The 16,822-nt window shown below is 67.8% G+C and carries 17 protein-coding genes and 1 pseudogene; 14 read left to right on the top strand and 4 right to left on the bottom strand.

The window, feature by feature from the left end:
- Positions 1 to 9 precede the first annotated feature (9 nt).
- Genes RU01_RS00090 through prcA form a run of 3 tightly spaced genes read left to right on the top strand, consistent with a single transcriptional unit; the run spans position 10 to position 1,810 of the window.
- A complete protein-coding gene (locus RU01_RS00090; protein WP_042572476.1) occupies positions 10 to 201 on the top strand; it encodes a ubiquitin-like protein Pup in 192 nt (63 codons plus the stop codon).
- Entirely contained in the window at positions 198 to 1,076 is an 879-nt protein-coding gene (gene prcB / locus RU01_RS00085; RefSeq protein ID WP_042572475.1) for a proteasome subunit beta, read from the top strand. The genes RU01_RS00090 and prcB overlap by 4 nt, the downstream gene beginning before the upstream one ends.
- Positions 1,073 to 1,810 (top strand): proteasome subunit alpha, encoded by a 738-nt coding sequence (gene prcA / locus RU01_RS00080; RefSeq protein ID WP_042572474.1) that lies wholly within the window; start codon positions 1,073 to 1,075, stop codon positions 1,808 to 1,810. The genes prcB and prcA overlap by 4 nt, the downstream gene beginning before the upstream one ends.
- Before the next feature lie 10 nt (positions 1,811 to 1,820).
- On the opposite strand, the gene RU01_RS00075 is transcribed toward prcA, so the two are convergent.
- Positions 1,821 to 3,308: a bifunctional phosphatase PAP2/diacylglycerol kinase family protein gene (locus RU01_RS00075; RefSeq protein WP_231568540.1), complete on the bottom strand. Its 1,488-nt coding sequence runs from the start codon at positions 3,306 to 3,308 to the stop codon at positions 1,821 to 1,823.
- 59 nt (positions 3,309 to 3,367) lie between these two features.
- Here RU01_RS00075 and pafA point away from each other — a divergent pair, with 59 nt between their 5' ends.
- The 7 genes from pafA (at position 3,368) to RU01_RS00040 (ending at position 11,785) form a co-directional block, all read left to right on the top strand.
- On the top strand, positions 3,368 to 4,726 hold the full coding sequence (gene pafA / locus RU01_RS00070; RefSeq protein WP_197074639.1) for a Pup--protein ligase: 1,359 nt from the start codon (positions 3,368 to 3,370) through the stop codon (positions 4,724 to 4,726).
- A 95-nt stretch (positions 4,727 to 4,821) separates the two neighbouring features.
- A complete protein-coding gene (locus RU01_RS00065) occupies positions 4,822 to 5,844 on the top strand; it encodes a helix-turn-helix transcriptional regulator (protein ID WP_042572472.1) in 1,023 nt (340 codons plus the stop codon).
- A complete protein-coding gene (locus RU01_RS00060; protein ID WP_042572471.1) occupies positions 5,841 to 6,809 on the top strand; it encodes a helix-turn-helix transcriptional regulator in 969 nt (322 codons plus the stop codon). Before RU01_RS00065 ends, RU01_RS00060 begins: the two co-directional genes overlap by 4 nt.
- A 124-nt stretch (positions 6,810 to 6,933) precedes the next feature.
- Positions 6,934 to 7,233: a Sec-independent protein translocase subunit TatA gene (gene tatA / locus RU01_RS00055; protein WP_042572470.1), complete on the top strand. Its 300-nt coding sequence runs from the start codon at positions 6,934 to 6,936 to the stop codon at positions 7,231 to 7,233.
- A 31-nt stretch (positions 7,234 to 7,264) separates the two neighbouring features.
- Complete coding sequence (tatC, locus tag RU01_RS00050; protein ID WP_042572513.1) at positions 7,265 to 8,209, top strand: twin-arginine translocase subunit TatC; 945 nt, start codon at positions 7,265 to 7,267, stop codon at positions 8,207 to 8,209.
- 41 nt (positions 8,210 to 8,250) lie between these two features.
- Complete coding sequence (locus RU01_RS00045) at positions 8,251 to 11,007, top strand: DEAD/DEAH box helicase (protein WP_442970419.1); 2,757 nt, start codon at positions 8,251 to 8,253, stop codon at positions 11,005 to 11,007.
- Positions 10,997 to 11,785, top strand: coding sequence for a DUF4333 domain-containing protein (locus tag RU01_RS00040; RefSeq protein WP_231568539.1), 789 nt, complete (start codon positions 10,997 to 10,999; stop codon positions 11,783 to 11,785). The genes RU01_RS00045 and RU01_RS00040 overlap by 11 nt, the downstream gene beginning before the upstream one ends.
- Before the next feature lie 3 nt (positions 11,786 to 11,788).
- On the opposite strand, the gene RU01_RS00035 is transcribed toward RU01_RS00040, so the two are convergent.
- The gene (locus tag RU01_RS00035; RefSeq protein WP_042572469.1) at positions 11,789 to 12,751 is read right to left on the bottom strand and encodes a 5'-3' exonuclease; all 963 of its coding nucleotides are present in this window, start codon (positions 12,749 to 12,751) and stop codon (positions 11,789 to 11,791) included.
- A gap of 42 nt (positions 12,752 to 12,793) precedes the next feature.
- On the opposite strand from RU01_RS00035, the gene RU01_RS00030 reads away from it, so the two are divergent.
- Both RU01_RS00030 and RU01_RS00025 read left to right on the top strand, forming a co-directional pair.
- Complete coding sequence (locus RU01_RS00030) at positions 12,794 to 13,918, top strand: M24 family metallopeptidase (RefSeq protein ID WP_042572468.1); 1,125 nt, start codon at positions 12,794 to 12,796, stop codon at positions 13,916 to 13,918.
- The gene (locus RU01_RS00025; RefSeq protein ID WP_042572467.1) at positions 13,915 to 14,673 is read left to right on the top strand and encodes a maleylpyruvate isomerase family mycothiol-dependent enzyme; all 759 of its coding nucleotides are present in this window, start codon (positions 13,915 to 13,917) and stop codon (positions 14,671 to 14,673) included. Before RU01_RS00030 ends, RU01_RS00025 begins: the two co-directional genes overlap by 4 nt.
- A gap of 2 nt (positions 14,674 to 14,675) precedes the next feature.
- Here RU01_RS00025 and RU01_RS00020 read toward each other — a convergent pair whose 3' ends face one another.
- Positions 14,676 to 15,515, bottom strand: coding sequence for an alpha/beta fold hydrolase (locus RU01_RS00020; protein ID WP_042572466.1), 840 nt, complete (start codon positions 15,513 to 15,515; stop codon positions 14,676 to 14,678).
- A 129-nt stretch (positions 15,516 to 15,644) separates the two neighbouring features.
- On the opposite strand from RU01_RS00020, the gene RU01_RS00015 reads away from it, so the two are divergent.
- Positions 15,645 to 16,187 (top strand): TetR/AcrR family transcriptional regulator, encoded by a 543-nt coding sequence (locus RU01_RS00015; protein WP_082042765.1) that lies wholly within the window; start codon positions 15,645 to 15,647, stop codon positions 16,185 to 16,187.
- A 1-nt stretch (position 16,188) separates the two neighbouring features.
- Here RU01_RS00015 and RU01_RS00010 read toward each other — a convergent pair whose 3' ends face one another.
- Positions 16,189 to 16,590, bottom strand: a complete 402-nt coding sequence (locus RU01_RS00010) for a PPOX class F420-dependent oxidoreductase (protein ID WP_042572510.1) — start codon at positions 16,588 to 16,590, stop codon at positions 16,189 to 16,191.
- Positions 16,591 to 16,622: 32 nt separating this feature from the next.
- Here RU01_RS00010 and RU01_RS00005 point away from each other — a divergent pair.
- Positions 16,623 to 16,822: pseudogene (locus tag RU01_RS00005) on the top strand (oxidoreductase); the annotation flags it as partial.

Below are 16,822 nucleotides of genomic sequence, written 5' to 3'. Positions count from 1 at the left end.
AGGTCGGCTATGGCACAAGAGCAGACCACACGCTCCGGCGGTGGAGACGACGACGAAGGTTCGGCCGAAGGTGCATCCGGCCAGGAACGCCGCGAGAAGCTTGCCGAGGAGACGGACGATCTTCTCGACGAGATCGACGACGTGCTCGAGGAGAACGCGGAGGACTTCGTCCGCGCCTACGTGCAAAAGGGTGGCCAGTGACGGACGGCAATTCCGGTTCCCGTCCCTACGAGAGCGAGACGTCCCTCCGGTACGGGTCTCCCTTCTCGTCCTTCAGTGACCACCTGCGTGCGTACGCGCCGCATCTGTTGCCGGAGAACAGATTCCGCTCGGACCTCGCCCTGACGGCGGAGGCCGCCATGCAGTCCGACATCGCACCGCACGGCACGACGATCGTCGCTGTCGCCTTCGACGGCGGGGTGATTCTCGCCGGTGATCGACGCGCGACGATGGGCAACCTGATCGCGAGCCGTGACGTGGACAAGGTCTACATCACCGACGACTACTCGGCCGCTGGTATCGCCGGCACGGCCGGGATGGCTATCGAGCTGGTCCGGCTGTTCGCCGTCGAGCTCGAGCACTACGAGAAGATCGAGGGCGTCTCGCTGACGTTCAACGGCAAGGCGAACAAGCTCTCGTCGATGGTGCGCGCCAATCTCGGTGCGGCCATGCAAGGTCTCGCCGTCGTTCCCCTCCTGGTGGGATACGACCTCGATGCAGCGGATGCTCGTCGGGCCGGCCGCATCGTCTCGTACGACGTGGTGGGCGGACGGTACGAGGAACGGGCCGGGTACCACGCGGTGGGATCGGGCTCGCTGTTCGCGAAGTCGGCGATGAAGAAGCTCTACCGCGACGGCATGACCGAGGACGAGGCGCTGCGTGTCGCCGTCGAATCTCTGTACGACGCCGCGGACGACGACTCGGCCACCGGCGGTCCCGACGTGACTCGTGGGATCTACCCGACGGCGGTCGTCATCGGTGCCGGGGGAGCGAACTTCGTCACCTCCGAGCGCTCGGAGGCACTGGCACGCGCGGTCCTGCAGGACCGTTCGGAAGAAGGGGGACCGCGCCGATGACCATACCGTACTACGCGTCAGCCGAACAGATCATGCGCGACCGTTCGGAACTCGCCCGTAAGGGCATCGCGCGCGGACGCAGCGTCGTCGTCCTGACCTACGCCGACGGTGTGCTCTTCGTCGCGGAGAACCGGTCGTCCGCGTTGCACAAGGTGAGCGAGCTGTACGACCGTCTCGGCTTCGCCGCGGTGGGCAAGTACAACGAGTTCGAGAATCTCCGCCGTGCCGGCATCGTCCACGCCGACACCAAGGGCTACACCTACGACCGGGCGGACGTCACCGGTCGTTCGCTGGCCAAGGCATATGCGCAGACGCTGGGCACGATCTTCACCGAGCAGCTCAAGCCGTACGAAGTGGAGATCTGCGTCGCCGAGGTCGGGAACTACGGTGAGGCCCCCGGGGCGCAGCTGTACCGGATCACGTACGACGGCTCGATCGTCGACGAACGTGATTTCGTCGTCATGGGTGGGGCCACGGAGCCCATCTCGACGGCGCTGAAGGAGAAGTACCAGCCGGGTCTCGGCCTCGAGGCAGCGGTGGCGTTGGCGGTCGACGCTCTGCAGGACACCACCTCCGCGACACCGGCGAACGGGGCAGCGGCGGAACCTGCGGAGAAGCGGGTTCTCGAAGTGGCGAGCCTGGAAGTGGCCGTGCTGGAACAGACCCGCCCCCGGCGTGCTTTCCGACGCATCTCCGGCGGTGCACTCGACGCGTTGCTCCCGAGCGCCGAGTAGAACGACGAGATCAGCCCCGGGCGACGACTGGCGTACCGGGACCGTAGAGCGTGAGCAGCGAAGGCCGGGCCTGGTAGTCGAAGGTCCGGCCTTCGCTCGCTACCTCCCCGTCGACCGCGACGGCGACAGGCGTGCCCTTGTTGGCGACCGACAGGGCGGGCACGCGCAGGTGACGGTAGGTCGGCGACGACCCCAGGGTTCCCGTCAGGGCAGCGATGGCCAAGCGAGTGCGGGAGAAGCGCATCCGGGCGCGAAGATAGCGGACGTCCAGGACACCGCCCGCGATCGACGGTCGCGACATGGGGATCTGGTCGCCGGGGGTGTACGTACCGTTTCCGACGAACAGCATCCACACCGAATCCGGGCTGCCGTCGATGTCGACATCCATCGGTTCGGCGACCGCCAGAACCGCGATCATCGCCGCGGCGGCGGCGGGCCACTTGCCGATGCGAGGGCTCCACTTGTCCCTCAGCCGCACCGAATCCGGATACCCGCCGATGCTGGCGGTGTTGACGAAGAGGGTGGCGTCCGCGCCGTCGACGCTGACACTCCCGACGTCGACGCGATACGACGCACCGTGAGTGACGGCGTCGGCTGTGACGGTCACGTCGACCGCGCCGACGTCTCGGGCGAAGTGGTTGAGGGTTCCGCCGGGGAAGACCGCGAGCGGGAGTCCGGTCCGGACCGCCGCGGCGACGGTGGCCGCGACGGTTCCGTCTCCGCCGCACGCTCCCAGCGCGACGCTCCCCGTCCGCTCGGCGGCCTCGGTCAGCTGCTCGGTGAAGTCCCGATCCGGATCCGGCTCGAAGAACTCGGCGTCCGGCAGGGCTGTCGCGACGTCCGCGACCACGTCCGAATTGTGCGTTCCGGCACCGGGATTGACCATGACCAGCAAGCCGCGACCCGCGGGCAGTGCGGGCGCCGATCCGGGTGCGCCCAGTTCGGCGGACGCCGCCGACCGCACCGCCCACCAGCGACGGGTGGACACGGCCACCGCTGCGCCGAGCGCCGCACCGGCGACGACGTCCGACGGCCAGTGCACGCCGACGTGCACACGCGAGTACGCCACCGCGACGGCCAACGGTGCGACGACGAGCCCCGCGACCGGGGCCTCCAGTGCGACTCCGGTGGCGAACGCTGCCGCCGACGCGGCGTGCCCGGACGGGAAGGACGACGACACGGGAGGTGCGAGGAGCCGTCGCAACGCGGGGACGTCGGCCGCCAGGGGGCGAGCACGGGGAAGCAGCGGCTTCAGAACACCGTTGGCGAGCGAGCTGGCACCGACGACGGCGAGGAGACCGCGCACCGCGCCGCGTCGACGCGGACCACCGGACGCCGCCAGGGCGCCCCCGACGAGTGCCCACAGAACACTGTGGTCGGCCAGCCCGGTGAGGGTGCGCAGAACGGGATCGACCACCGACGGCCGCCGCGCGAAACTGGCGTCCACCAGCGCCAGATCGAGAGAACGGGTACGGCCGCGCAGCGATCGGGGGTTCACCCGCGCAACACTACGGGCGACAGCCGATGCTGCACTCGAAGCCGTTGTACTGTCGAAGTGTGCAGCGACGAATCATGGGGATCGAGACCGAGTTCGGTGTGACGTGCACGTTCCACGGACATCGCCGACTGAGCCCCGACGAGGTGGCCAGGTACCTCTTCCGGCGAGTCGTGTCCTGGGGCCGTAGCTCGAACGTCTTCCTGCGGAACGGCGCACGGCTGTACCTCGACGTCGGGTCCCACCCCGAGTACGCCACCGCGGAGTGCGACAGTCTCCTGCAGCTCGTCACCCACGATCGGGCAGGCGAGCGTGTCCTCGAGGATCTTCTGATCGACGCCGAGCAGCGCCTCGCCGAGGAAGGTATCGGCGGGGACATCTACCTGTTCAAGAACAACACCGACTCCGCGGGCAACTCCTACGGCTGCCATGAGAACTACCTCGTGGTCCGCGCAGGGGAGTTCTCGCGCATTTCCGACGTCCTGCTCCCGTTCCTGGTCACCCGCCAGTTGATCTGCGGCGCCGGCAAGATTCTGCAGACCCCGAAGGCTGCGACCTTCTGCCTGTCCCAGCGCGCCGAGCACATCTGGGAAGGTGTCTCCTCGGCCACCACGCGCTCGAGGCCCATCATCAACACCCGCGACGAGCCCCATGCCGACGCCGAGAAGTTCCGGCGCCTGCACGTGATCGTGGGCGACTCCAACATGGCCGAACCCACCACGATGCTCAAGGTCGGCACCGCGGCCCTGGTCCTCGAGATGATCGAAGCGGGCGTCTCGTTCCGGGACTTCGCTCTGGACAACCCCATTCGAGCCATCCGGGAGGTCTCGCACGACTCGACCGGTCGACGTCCCGTGCGTCTCGCAGGTGGTCGCCAGGCCAGTGCGCTCGAGATCCAGCGCGAGTACTACTCGCGGGCAGTCGAGCATCTGCGCAACCGGGAGCCCGATCCTCAGGTCGAGCAGGTGGTGGACCTGTGGGGTCGCACGCTCGACGCCGTCGAGGCTCAGGACTTCGCAAAGGTCGACACCGAGATCGACTGGGTGATCAAGCGGAAACTGTTCGACCGGTACCAGGACAAGTACTCGATGGACCTGTCGGACCCGAAGATCGCCCAGCTGGACCTGGCGTACCACGACATCAAGCGCGGCCGCGGCGTGTTCGACATCCTGCAGCGCAAGGGACTCGCCAAGAGGATTACCGAGGATGAGCAGATCGACGAGGCCGTCGAGACGCCGCCGCAGACGACACGCGCGAAGTTGCGCGGCGAGTTCATCTCCGCGGCGCAGGCAGCGGGTCGTGACTTCACGGTCGACTGGGTGCACTTGAAGTTGAACGACCAGGCGCAGCGGACCGTGCTGTGCAAGGACCCCTTCCGGTCCGTCGACGAGCGCGTGGAGCGACTGATCGCCTCCATGTAGCGCCGGTCCGTCCACAGGCCGGCGCAGTCGAGCCGTTCGTCCACAGCCCGGCGATGCGCAGGGGAGCGACCGCCGCGAGCCACTAGGCTGGTGCGGTGGCGATCTCCAAAGTCGAGCGGTTGATGAATCTGGTCATCTGCCTGCTCTCGACGCGGCAATACCTGACCGCCGAACGCATCCGTGAGTCCGTGGCGGGTTATGAGGACTCGGCGAGCGACGAAGCGTTCAGTCGCATGTTCGAACGCGACAAGAACGAGCTCCGTGATCTGGGCGTCCCGCTCGAGACCGGACAGATCTCGCGGTTCTCCACCGTCGAGGGCTACCGCATCAACCGTGATCGGTACGAACTCCCGGACATCGATCTGGCCAGCGACGAGGCTGCCGCCGTCGCGGTCGCCGTCCAGTTGTGGGAGTCCCCGGAACTGACGTCGGCTGCGCAGAGCGCGATGCTCAAGCTGCGGGCCGCGGGAGTTCAGGTCGACACCGACAATTCGCCGGCCGCGGTCACCGCGATCCCGTCGCGGAGCCGAGGGTCGGAGCCCGCTCTGGGCAAGCTGCTCGCCGCCATCGACGCCGGCCGATCGGTCCGCTTCGCGCACCGCGCGAGTCCGACGGCGCAGTTCCGTGAACGGACGGTCGAGCCGTGGGGCGTCGTGACCTACTCGGGACGGTGGTACCTCGTCGGCCACGACACCGACCGCGACGCCGTGCGTACCTTCCGGTTGTCGCGCATCGGTGACGACGTGGCGGCTTTCGGTCCCGTCGGGTCGGTGAAGAAGCCCGACGACGTGGATCTCGCGGTCATCGTCGCCCGCGCCGCAGACCGCGGCGACGTGGCGGGCACCGCGGACGTCTGGGTGTCGGAGAGCCGCGGGCTCGAACTGCGACGCCTGGGCGACGAGGTCGACTCGCGGCTGCTGGCCGGTCGGCGTGGCTCGGTCGTCAGGATTCCCGTCCGCTCCTGGGACTGGATCGCCCGTGTGGTGGCCGGACACGGCGCCGATGCCATCGTCCTGTCGCCGAAGGAACTGCGCGACGACGTGATCGCGACCTTGTCGGTGACGGCGCACCGTGCCCCGGCAGATGCCGGCTCGCTGTCGACGGGGGGACTCGCATGAGCGTCAGACTGTCGTCGCGATTGGCGCGGCTGCTCAATCTCGTGCCCTACTTCATCGCCAATCCCGGCATCAGTGCCGCCGACGCCTCCGCGGAGCTGGGCGTCACCACCAAGCAATTGATGGACGATCTCAATCAGCTGTGGCTCTGCGGCCTTCCCGGATACGGGCCGGGTGACCTGATCGACCTGTCCTTCTCCGAGGACAGCATCGAGGTCACGTTCTCCGCGGGCATCGACCGTCCGCTGCGTCTGACGTCGACCGAGGCCACCGCGCTTCTCATCGCCTTACGTTCTCTCGTCGAGATGCCGGGCATGGTGGACCCGTCGGCCGCGCACCGTGCTATCGCGAAGATCGAGGCGGCAGCCGGTGTCGCAGCATCCGGAGATCCGTCGGACGAGACAGTCGATCCGCCGTCGGAAAGCCCCACGGTGTCGACGGTGCGCGGCGCGCTCGCCCGCAGCCACGCCCTGGACATCACGTACTACTCCGCATCGCGCGACGTCGTGTCCGAGCGGACGGTGGATCCGATCCGCATCGTGCTCGTCGACGACCAGAGTTATCTGCAGGCGTGGTGTCGGGCCGCGGAAGGTGTGCGGTTGTTCCGACTGGACCGGATCGACGCCGCCACCGAACGGGAGGATGCGTCGTCACCTCCGGCCGGGGCCATGAACGACGGCGACGCGCTCGACCTGTTCCACGACGATCCGTCGCTTCCGCTCGCGCGGTTGGTCGTTGCGCCCGATCACGTGTGGATCCTGGACTACTACCCGATGAATCGCACGTCGGAGCTGGCCGACGGATCGATCGAGGTGTCGATGCGGTTCGCCACCCTCGACTGGATGTCCCGTCTGGCGCTGGGCCTCGGCTCGGGTGTCCGGGTGCTGGGTCCGCCGGCGCTGGTCCGGGAAGTCACCGTTCGAGCGCGTGATGCTCTGGACGTCTACCGCGCAGCGGCGGAAATCTGACGGACACCCTCGGGAAGCGGAGGGTGAACAGACGGGAAACCGTCAGCTCCGAGCGGCTGCGGGAGCCCGGCGAACGACAGTAGGTCCGGTAGCATCGGGTCCAACGAAACTGGGAGGTTTTTCAATGGGTGCGTTACAACCCTGGCACTGGATCGTCTTGATCGTGGTGCTCGTGCTGCTGTTCGGATCGAAGAAGTTGCCCGAGGCAGCTCGCGGTCTCGGTCGTTCCATGCGCATCTTCAAGAGTGAGGTGCAGGAGATGCAGAACGACGGCAAGAAGTCCGAGGGAACCTCGGCCGCGCCTGCACCTCAGACGCAGCTGCCCGCGAACCCGACTGTCGCCAACCCGACTGTCGCGAACCCCGGCGTCGTGAACCCGACTGTCGCCGATCCGACGCAGGAGCAGCACCCGCGCTCTGCCTGATCGTTCCTGCTGATCTACACAGAGAGTGACCGTGCGCATTCCGTTCGATCCGCGTCAGCGCAAGCGTCGCGTCAACCCCGACGGCACCATGTCGCTCATCGACCATCTGTACGAGCTCCGCACGCGGTTGCTCTGGTCGATGCTCGCCATCGTGCTGACCACTGTCGTGGGCTTCTTCTGGTACTCGCACTCGATTCTCGGGATCGAGTCGCTCGGCGATCTGCTGCGCGGTCCGTACTGCTCGCTTCCGCAGGAAAGCCGCGCGAACCTGACCCAGGACGATTCCTGCCGATTGCTGGCAACGGGTCCGTTCGAGCAGTTCATGCTGCGGTTCAAGGTGGCCATCACGGCCGGTGTGGTGTTGGCGTGCCCCATCTGGCTGTACCAGATCTGGGCGTTCATCACCCCCGGTCTGTACCGCAACGAGCGTCGATACGCGGTGGCGTTCGTGACAGCCGCGGCCGTCCTGTTCGTGGCCGGCGCGATTCTCGCCTACGTGGTGGTCGCGAAGGCGCTGCACTTCCTTCTCACCATCGGTGACAACGTCCAGATCACCGCCCTCAGCGGTGCCGAGTACTTCGGCTTCGTCATCAATCTGTTGATCATCTTCGGCGTCAGCTTCGAGATTCCCTTGCTGATCGTCGCTCTCAACGCCGTCGGAGTGCTGCGCTACGAGAAGCTGCGGGGGTGGCGGCGCGGACTCATCTTCGCGATGTTCGCGTTCGCGGCAGTCGTCACTCCGGGCGGTGACCCCTTCTCGATGACCGCGCTCGCCGTGGCACTGAGCATCCTGGTCGAGGTCGCCATCCAGGTCGCCCGCGTCAACGACCGCCGACGCGCGAAGCGCGACCCGGAGAAGTGGGACGACGTCGACGACGACGAGGCCACCCCGCTGGACACGACGACCACCCCCGTCGCGCGTCCCGCACCCGTCGGCAGCCACGACGCGGGCACCGACTACTCCGACACTCTCTGACCTGGCGGCGGCAACTCCGGGATACGCACTAACCTGGAGACGTGGCCACTATTTCCGGGCATCGTGAACCGACCGGGCCCAAGTTGGCGGAGTTCGCGTCGACGCTGCCGTTCCCGCTCGACCCATTCCAGATACGCGCCTGCACCGCCCTCGAGGACGGACACGGAGTGCTGGTGTGCGCGCCCACGGGCGCGGGCAAGACCGTCGTCGGTGAGTTCGCCGTCCATCTCGCGCTGACCAGCGGCGCCAAGTGTTTCTACACGACGCCCATCAAGGCCCTGAGCAACCAGAAGTACGCCGAGCTGGTCGCCCGCTACGGCAAGGGCTACGTCGGTTTGTTGACAGGTGATCAGAGCATCAATTCCGACGCCCCGATCGTCATCATGACGACCGAGGTGCTGCGCAACATGCTGTACGCGGAATCGCCTGCGCTGCGCGGTCTTTCGCACGTGGTGATGGACGAGGTGCACTATCTCGCCGACCGGTTCCGCGGGGCCGTGTGGGAAGAGGTGATCCTGCATCTGTCCGAGGACGTGCGGTTGGTGAGCCTGTCGGCCACCGTGAGCAATGCCGAGGAGTTCGGCGCCTGGATGGAGACGGTGCGCGGCAACACCACCGTGGTGGTCGACGAGACCCGTCCCGTTCCCCTCTGGCAGCACATCCTCGTCGGACGCCGACTATTCGACCTGTTCGACGTCGAGGCGAACAACGGGGCCCCCGGCGGAGTCGTCGTGGACAAGAATCTGGTCCGCCACGTCAAGGAACGCGTCCAGGCCGAGCGGATGGGGTCGTGGGAGGCACCGCGAGGGCGGGGTCCCCGATCGGGGCGTGGGGGCGGGCGACCCGGCCGGCCCGAGAGTCGACCCATCCCTCGACCCGACGTGATCAAGCTGCTGGACGAGGAAGGCCTGCTTCCGGCCATCACGTTCATCTTCAGCCGCGCGGGCTGCGACGGTGCCGTCAACCAGTGTCTGCGATCGGGACTGCGACTGACGTCCGAGGAGCAGGCGCAGGTGATCGGCGAGGTGATCGACCGACACACCGCCGAGATTCCTCGCAGTGACCTCGAGGTCCTGGGGTACTGGGAGTGGCGGGACGCGCTCGAGCGCGGCATTGCCGCACACCACGCCGGCATGCTGCCCGTCTTCCGCCACACCGTCGAGGAACTGTTCGTGCGAGGACTCGTGCGAGCGGTGTTCGCGACCGAGACGCTGGCCCTCGGCATCAACATGCCTGCCCGCACCGTCGTGTTGGAACGACTGGTCAAGTTCAACGGGGAGACGCACGCCAACCTGTCGGCGGGGGAGTACACCCAGCTCACCGGCAGGGCGGGCCGCCGAGGAATCGACATCGAGGGTCACGCCGTCGTCCTGTGGCAGTCCGGTGTCGAGCCCACCGAAGTGGCCGGCCTGGCGTCCACTCGCACCTTTCCGCTCCGCAGTTCGTTCCGGCCGTCCTACAACATGGCGGTCAACCTGGTCGATCGGATGGGTGTCGACGCGTCCCGCATGTTGCTCGAGCGATCGTTCGCCCAGTACCAGGCCGATGCGTCGGTCGTGAGTCTGGTGCGAGGTATCGAGAAGAACGAGGCCACCAGGACGCAACTGCTGAGCAAGCTCGGCGGCGCCGACTCGCCGTACGTGGAGTACACGAACCTGCGTGCGCGATTGAAGGACCGCGAACGCGAACTGGAACGTCAGGGCCGTAGCGACCGTCGCAACGACGCGGTCACCTCACTGGTCTCGCTCCGCCGCGGCGACGTCATCTCGATACCGTCCGGTCGCCGTTCGGGCCTGGCGGTCGTGTTGGAGACGGACGCGAATGCGGTCGACCCGCGACCGTTGGTGCTCACGGAGGACAAGTGGGCAGGTCGTGTGTCGTCCGCGGACTTCCCGACACCCGTGTCCGCGTTGGGGCACATGCGTCTGCCACGACACGTCGACCACCGGACCGCGCGCACCCGTCGCGATCTGGCGTCGGCGCTGCGGGGAACCGGCATCACCCCGCCGGGACGCGGCCGTCGGCACCAATCGTCTGCCGGAGACGATCGCGAACTCGGTGTCCTACGCCGCGCCGTCCGCTCGCATCCGTGCCACACCTGGCCGGACCGAGAGCACCTCGCACGGCTGGCCGAGAAGTACAGCAGAGTCGAACGCGACACCGAGTCGATGCGCCAGAAGGTCGCCTCGACGACCAACTCGTTGGCGCGGACGTTCGACCGCATCCTGGAACTGCTGACCGAACGCGGCTATCTCGCGGCCGGGGCGGACGGCGACGTCGCCGTCACCGAGCGGGGCTCGAAGCTCGGTCGCATCTACTCCGAGTCGGACCTGCTCGTCGCCGAGTGCCTGGCCGAGGGCATCTGGCGGGGACTCGGACCGGCGGAGTTGGCCGCCGTGGTGTCCACGGTGGTGTACGAATCGCGTCAGGACGGTGAGAGTTCAGAACAGGGCCCGACCGGCAACATCCGACATGCGCTCTCCCGCACGGTGGCCGCGTGGCACGACCTGCGCGCCGACGAGATGCGGTTGAAACTGCCTCCCACGCGTGAGCCCGACACCGGCTTCGCGCTCGCCGTCTACAAGTGGGCCCGTAAGGAATCTCTCGAGGACGTGCTGTTCGCTGCCGGTCAGCAAGGCCGCGCGTTGTCGGGAGGCGACTTCGTCCGGTGGTGCCGCCAGGTCATCGATCTGCTGGACCAGATCCGGTCGGCGTCGCCCGACGACGAGGTGACTGCGACAGCGACGAAGGCGATCTCGGCCATACGGCGCGGAGTCGTCGCCGTGGATGCCGCATGATGAACATGTCCGACGCGGCTACCGTGTCTCCGACACCCTGCACGACAACCAGTTCGACAACCCGATACCACCGGAGGCGACGATGAGCGGCCCGTACAACCCCGACGAACGGTCCTCGTCCCCTGACCCCGACCAGACCAGCCAGTACCCCGCTGGCCAGTATCCCGGTGGCCAGTACCCCGCCGGTCAGTACCCCAGTGGCCAGAACGCGTACGGGCAGGATCCCTACGGCCAGCAGGCCTATGGTCAGCAACCCCAGGGTCAGCAACCCCAGGGTCAGCAACCCCAGTACGGCCAGCCTCAGTACGGACAACAGCCGTACGGCCAGCCCCAGTACGGGCAACAGCCCTACGGCCAGCAGCCCCAGTACGGGCAACAGCCGTACGGCCAGCAACCCTACGGATATCAGCAGCCGCAGCAGGGGTACCCGCAGGGCAATCAGCAGTGGAACGCCACGCCGCCGGCCAAGTCGTCGAAGGTGCCGTTCATCGTCGGCGGGGTCGTGATCGCGGTCATCGTCGCGGCGGGTGTGGTCTACGGCGTGACGACACTGGGCGGGGACACGTTCGACAACTCGGCCGTGCAGGACGGCGTCGCGAGGATCGTCACCCAGTCGTTCGGCGCGATCGACGTGTCCGACGTGTCGTGCCCGTCCGGCCAGAAGGTCGAGACCGGCGCCACCTTCACGTGCGACCTGACGGTCGACGGCGAATCGCGGTCAGTCACCGTGACAGTGAAGGACGACCAGGGCACGTACGAGGTCGGTCGTCCCCAGTAAGTCCTATCGGGCCATGGCCTTGATCAGTCGACCGATCGAATTCTGCGCACCGAGGTCCTCGGCGATGGCAGTCAGCCGAGGCAGGTCGACGGGTTCGCGCGGGATGGCGTCGGATCGCGAGAACATGATGTCCGCGTCGGTGACCACGCGTACGACGGGGAGCGCCGCCTCGATGTAGTCGCGTGAGGCCATGATCTTGGCGCGTACTCCGGCGGCCATCTCCTTGTCGCCCGAGTCCGCCGCTGCCAGGATCGCCTCGAGCGAGCCGAATCGCGTCATGAGTGACGACGCGGTCTTCTCGCCGATTCCCTTGACTCCAGGCAGACCGTCGGACGAATCTCCGCGGAGGAGAGCCAGTTCCGCATAACCGGGGCCCGGTCGGTCGGTCGGTACTCCGTAGCGCTCCGCCACTTCGGCGGGCCCGAACAGTTCGGCCTTGGCCAGTCCCCGGCCTGCGTACAGGACGCGCACCGGCACCGGGTCGTCCGAGACCACCTGCAGCAAATCGCGATCGCCGCTGACCACGACCACCGGGTCGGTCCGCTCCGTGGCGGCGAGCGTGCCCAGGACGTCGTCCGCCTCGAGCCCCTCGGCTCCGGCTGTCGCGATGCCCGCCGCCTCGAGAATCTCGAGGATCAGGGTCACCTGCGGTCCGAGGGCGTCGGGCGCCTCCTCGGCATCGGGACCGGAGTCGGACACCTCGAGTACGCGGTGCGCCTTGTACGACGGGACCAGGTCCACACGGAACGTCGGGCGCCAGTCCAGGTCGAGGCAGACGGCGAGTCGGGTCGCTCCGGTGCGGGTGATCAACGAGGCGACCATGTCGGTGAAGCCGCGCACGGCGTTCACAGGCCTGCCGTCGGGCGAGGTCATCGACTCGGGCACTCCGTGAAAGGCGCGGAACCACAGGCTTGCCGCGTCGAGGAGAAGTACCGTGTCGCTGTTCTCGGCCGTCATGCGCCACATCCTGCCGCATCGGATGTCGCCACCGGTCGATAGCCTGGCGGTATGACCTCTCGGTTCCCCTCTTCCGTGTATCGCACTCGACTCGACCGGGCGGCCGCTCTCGCCGCCGAGGCCGGTCTCGACGCCCTTCTCATCACGCCCGGGCCGGACCTGCGCTACCTCCTCGGGTCTCGCGCGGAGTCGTTCGAGCGGTTGACGTGCCTGGTGATTCCCGCCGATGGGACGCCGGCGTCTGTCGTCGTGCCCCGCATCGAACTGGCCGCGCTGAAGGACTCGGCAGCCGCCGAACTGGGGATCGAGCTGCGCGACTGGGTGGACGGGGTGAACCCGCACGGCCTGGTGGCCTCGCTGCTTCCGAGCCCCGCACGCACAGCCGTCACGGACGCGATGCCGGCGCTGCATCTGATCCCGCTCGCCGACGCCCTGAGCGCACTGCCCGTCCTCGCGACACCGGTTCTGCGCGAGCTGCGTATGACGAAGGACGACGCGGAGATCGGCGCACTCCGCACCGCGGGTGCGGCGATCGATCGCGTGCACGCGCGGATGGGGGAGTTCCTCGCGGCCGGACGGACGGAAGCCGAGGTGGCAGCGGACATCTCGGCCGCCATCCTCGAGGAGGGGCATACCGAGGCGGCGTTCGTGATCGTCGGCTCCGGCCCACACGGGGCCGATCCGCACCACGAGGTGTCCGAACGCGTCATCGAGGAGGGCGACGTGGTGGTCATCGACATCGGCGGTCCGGTCGAGCCCGGCTACAACTCGGACTCCACGCGGACCTACAGCATCGGCGAGCCGACGGACGCCGTCGCAGCGACCGTTGCGGTCCTCGAACGCGCACAGCAGGCAGCCGTCGATGCAGTTCGTCCCGGGGTCACCGCGGAGGCGATCGACGCCGCGGCGCGCGACATCCTGGTGGACGCCGGGTACGGCGACGTCTTCGTGCACCGCACCGGGCACGGCATCGGCCTGTCGGTGCACGAGGAGCCATACATTGTGGCGGGCAACGACATTCCGCTCGAGGTGGGGATGGCCTTCAGCATCGAGCCGGGGGTCTACTTCACCGGCGAGTGGGGCGCTCGCATCGAGGACATCGTCGTCGTGACGCCGGAGGGCTGCGAGTCGGTCAACACGCGTCCGCACGGTCTGACCGTGCTGCCGGTCCGATGAGCCTCGACCTGCTCGCCGCGCTGCGGCGCGAGGGTGACCGCCTGGCGTCGATGCCGGTGGACGCCTTGTCGTCGCCCGTGCCGACCGTGCCGGGATGGACGGTCGAGCACGTGGTCCGTCACACGGGCAAGGTCCATCGGTGGGCGAACGCGGTAATCCTGGCGGGGCCGGGCGCGGACACCGGCGCGGTGGCGAAGAGTCAGGTCGAGTCGTTGCCGAAGGGCCCCGACTGCCTTCCCGCCTATCGGGCGGCGCTGGACGCTGTCGTCGCCACGTTCGAGCAGGTCGATCCGGAGTCGACCGTGGAGACTTTCGTGGGCGCCCGGACGGCCGCCTGGTGGCTCCGGCGGCAGGCACACGAGGTCGCGGTGCATCGGATCGACGCCGCCGACGCCGTACACGCCGCCGGGGGACCGGCGCCCGACGCGATCGATCCCGAGGCGGCCGCGGACGCCGTGGCCGAGCTGACGGAGGTGCAGTATCCGCACCGGTTGCTTCTCGACCGTCTGACGCCCGCGTCGATCGGGCGCACCGTGCACGTGCACGGCACGGATGTCGACGACCTCGAATGGACGTTCACCCTCGGCGCCGACGGCCTCACCAGTACACGCGGGCACGGGAAAGCCGATGTGGCACTGAGGGGTACGGCAGAGCACCTGTTGCTGGTGCTCTGCCGTCGTCGACCTCTCGACGTGGTCACCGTCTTCGGTGACACCTCGGTCGCGGAGTCACTGCTCGACGCGTCCCGCTTCTGACCTCACTTCACGAAGTCGAGAAGCGCCGCGTTGACCTCCTGGTAGTGGGTCCACAGGAGGCCGTGCGGTGCACCGTCGACCTCGACGTAGGTCGCCTCGGGGAAGGCGTCGTGGAACGGGCGACCGGTCGAGTCGATCGGCAGGATGTTGTCCGCGGTGCCGTGCAGGATCAGCGTCGGCTTGCCCGACTCCCGGACGGTCTGCACATCGGCGCGGAAGTCGGTGAGCCATGTCGGGACCACCGCGTATGCCGCGACGGGGGCGCTCGATGCGGCGACGTTCCAGCTGTTGCGGACGGCGGCCTCGCTGATGCGCGTGCCGAGAGTGTCGTCCAAGTTGTAGAAGTCCTTGTAGAACGCGTCGAACCATGCGAAGCGGTCGCCCCTGGCAGCCTCCTCGATGCCGTCGAACACGGACTGCGGGACGCCCGTGGGGTTGTCGTCGGTCTGCAGCAGGAACGGTTCGAGCGACGCGAGGAAGGCGAACTTGGCGACGCGATCGGTGCCGTAGCGGCCGGCGTAGCGCGCCAGTTCCCCTGTGCCCATGGAGAAGCCGACGAGGATGACGTCGCGGAGGTCGAGTGCTTCCAGGACTTCGTTCAGGTCCGAGGCGAAGGTGTCGTAGTCGTACCCCTCGGTGGTCTTGCTCGACTGTCCGAACCCGCGCCGGTCGTAGGTGACGACGCGATAGCCGGCGTCCAGAAGGGCGGCCGACTGCCGTTCCCAGGAGTGTCCGTCGAGCGGGTAGCCGTGGATCAGGACGACGGGTTGTCCGGTGCCGTGGTCCTCGTAGTAGACCTCGACGGGTGTGCTGTTCTCGGTACCGACTGTGATGTGAGCCATGGCCTTATGGCGCCTTTCGACTGATGTGATCGAACGGGACACGAATCGAGAACGATCGTTCTCGGCTCGTGTCGCCTACAGTAGAGAACGATGGTTCTCACCGCAAGTGTTCGACCGAACGGAGGAGCGATGGAACCCGACGACCGCGCCCGCATCCTGACGGCGGCCGACAGGTTGTTCTATGCCCGCGGCATCCAGAGCGTCGGCATGGACGAACTGCGCTCTGCCGCCGGCGTGCCGCTGAAGCGTCTCTACGCCCAGTTCCCGTCCAAGGCGGCGATCGTGGCCGGCGTCCTGGACGGCCGCACCGCTGTGTGGAATACCCGCATCGACCAGGCAGAGGCGGCACACGAGTCACCGCGGGAGAAAATTCTTGCCATCTTCGACTTCCTCGACGACTGGTTCGCCGAGGACGACTTCCGCGGATGCGCGTTCATCAACTCGTTCGGTGAACTGGGGGCGACGATGCCCGCGGTGTCCGACGCCGCACGCACGCACAAGCTGGCCTTCATCGACCACGTCACCGAACTGGCCGTGGCATCGGGGCATCCACCGGGCGTGGGCCTGCAGATCGCGCTGCTCGCCGAGGGCGCGCAGACCACCGCGGCCATCACCCGGTCGGGCGAGACGGCGCGAGCTGCCAAGGACGCCGCGGCGCGCTTGCTGGACTGACTCAGTCCCGCAGGGACTGGGACCCGAGCACGCGGGTCACGGTGATCTCGATGACCACTCGCTCCGGGTTCTCCCGCGGTGTCCGGTACCGCTGTGCGTAGCGGTTCTCGGCGTCCCGCACGCTGTCGGCATCCCGCAGGATCCGTGCCGGACCCTCCAACGTCAGCCACCGGGCGCCGTCCACCTGGGTGACGGCCCCGTACGCGCCGCGCTCGGCGTTACGAACCTTCTGCGACCCCTCCCGCGTGATCACCCGAGCCAGTCCGGCCTCGGCGTCCCACGTGAATCCCACCGCGACGACGTGCGGCGTACCGTCCGGCCGCTTCGTCGCCAGGGTCGCGAGATGACGCTCGGTGAGGAACGTGCCGGCGTCGGCATTGAGCGAGGAGGGGGTAGCGGGCATGACCGTCACGATAATCGAGGACACTTGACCACGTGACTCGCCACTCGGTCGAACCTTCCGCGCCAGGAACCCTTCTCCTCCTCGGCGGCCGCAGCGACATCGGTCTCGAGATCGCGGTACGGATGGCACCCGGCAGACATGTCGTGCTGGCTGCGCGCCGGTCGTCGGACCTGGACGACGAGACAGCCCGCGTGCTGGCTGCCGGCGCAGAATCGGTGGCGACCACCGAGTT

It is taken from the genome of Rhodococcus sp. MEB064 (genome assembly GCF_000834565.1).
In the GTDB taxonomy this organism is placed as follows: Bacteria; Actinomycetota; Actinomycetes; order Mycobacteriales; family Mycobacteriaceae; genus Rhodococcoides.
The sequence above is the reverse complement of the archived record's forward strand: the minus strand, read 5'-3'. Positions and strand labels throughout refer to the sequence as shown.

Bases quoted from the DNA above. Each gene is read 5' to 3' on its own strand.
- prcA (WP_042572474.1), top strand. From the start codon at position 1,073: ATGACCATACCGTACTACGCGTCAGCCGAACAGATCATGCGCGACCGT.
- RU01_RS00060 (WP_042572471.1), top strand. From the start codon at position 5,841: ATGAGCGTCAGACTGTCGTCGCGATTGGCGCGGCTGCTCAATCTCGTG.
- tatA (WP_042572470.1), top strand. From the start codon at position 6,934: ATGGGTGCGTTACAACCCTGGCACTGGATCGTCTTGATCGTGGTGCTC.
- RU01_RS00010 (WP_042572510.1), bottom strand. From the start codon at position 16,590: ATGCCCGCTACCCCCTCCTCGCTCAATGCCGACGCCGGCACGTTCCTC.
- RU01_RS00030 (WP_042572468.1), top strand. From the start codon at position 12,794: ATGACCTCTCGGTTCCCCTCTTCCGTGTATCGCACTCGACTCGACCGG.
- RU01_RS00020 (WP_042572466.1), bottom strand. From the start codon at position 15,515: ATGGCTCACATCACAGTCGGTACCGAGAACAGCACACCCGTCGAGGTC.
- RU01_RS00015 (WP_082042765.1), top strand. From the start codon at position 15,645: ATGGAACCCGACGACCGCGCCCGCATCCTGACGGCGGCCGACAGGTTG.
- RU01_RS00040 (WP_231568539.1), top strand. From the start codon at position 10,997: ATGCCGCATGATGAACATGTCCGACGCGGCTACCGTGTCTCCGACACC.
- RU01_RS00090 (WP_042572476.1), top strand. From the start codon at position 10: ATGGCACAAGAGCAGACCACACGCTCCGGCGGTGGAGACGACGACGAA.
- RU01_RS00035 (WP_042572469.1), bottom strand. From the start codon at position 12,751: ATGTGGCGCATGACGGCCGAGAACAGCGACACGGTACTTCTCCTCGAC.
- RU01_RS00025 (WP_042572467.1), top strand. From the start codon at position 13,915: ATGAGCCTCGACCTGCTCGCCGCGCTGCGGCGCGAGGGTGACCGCCTG.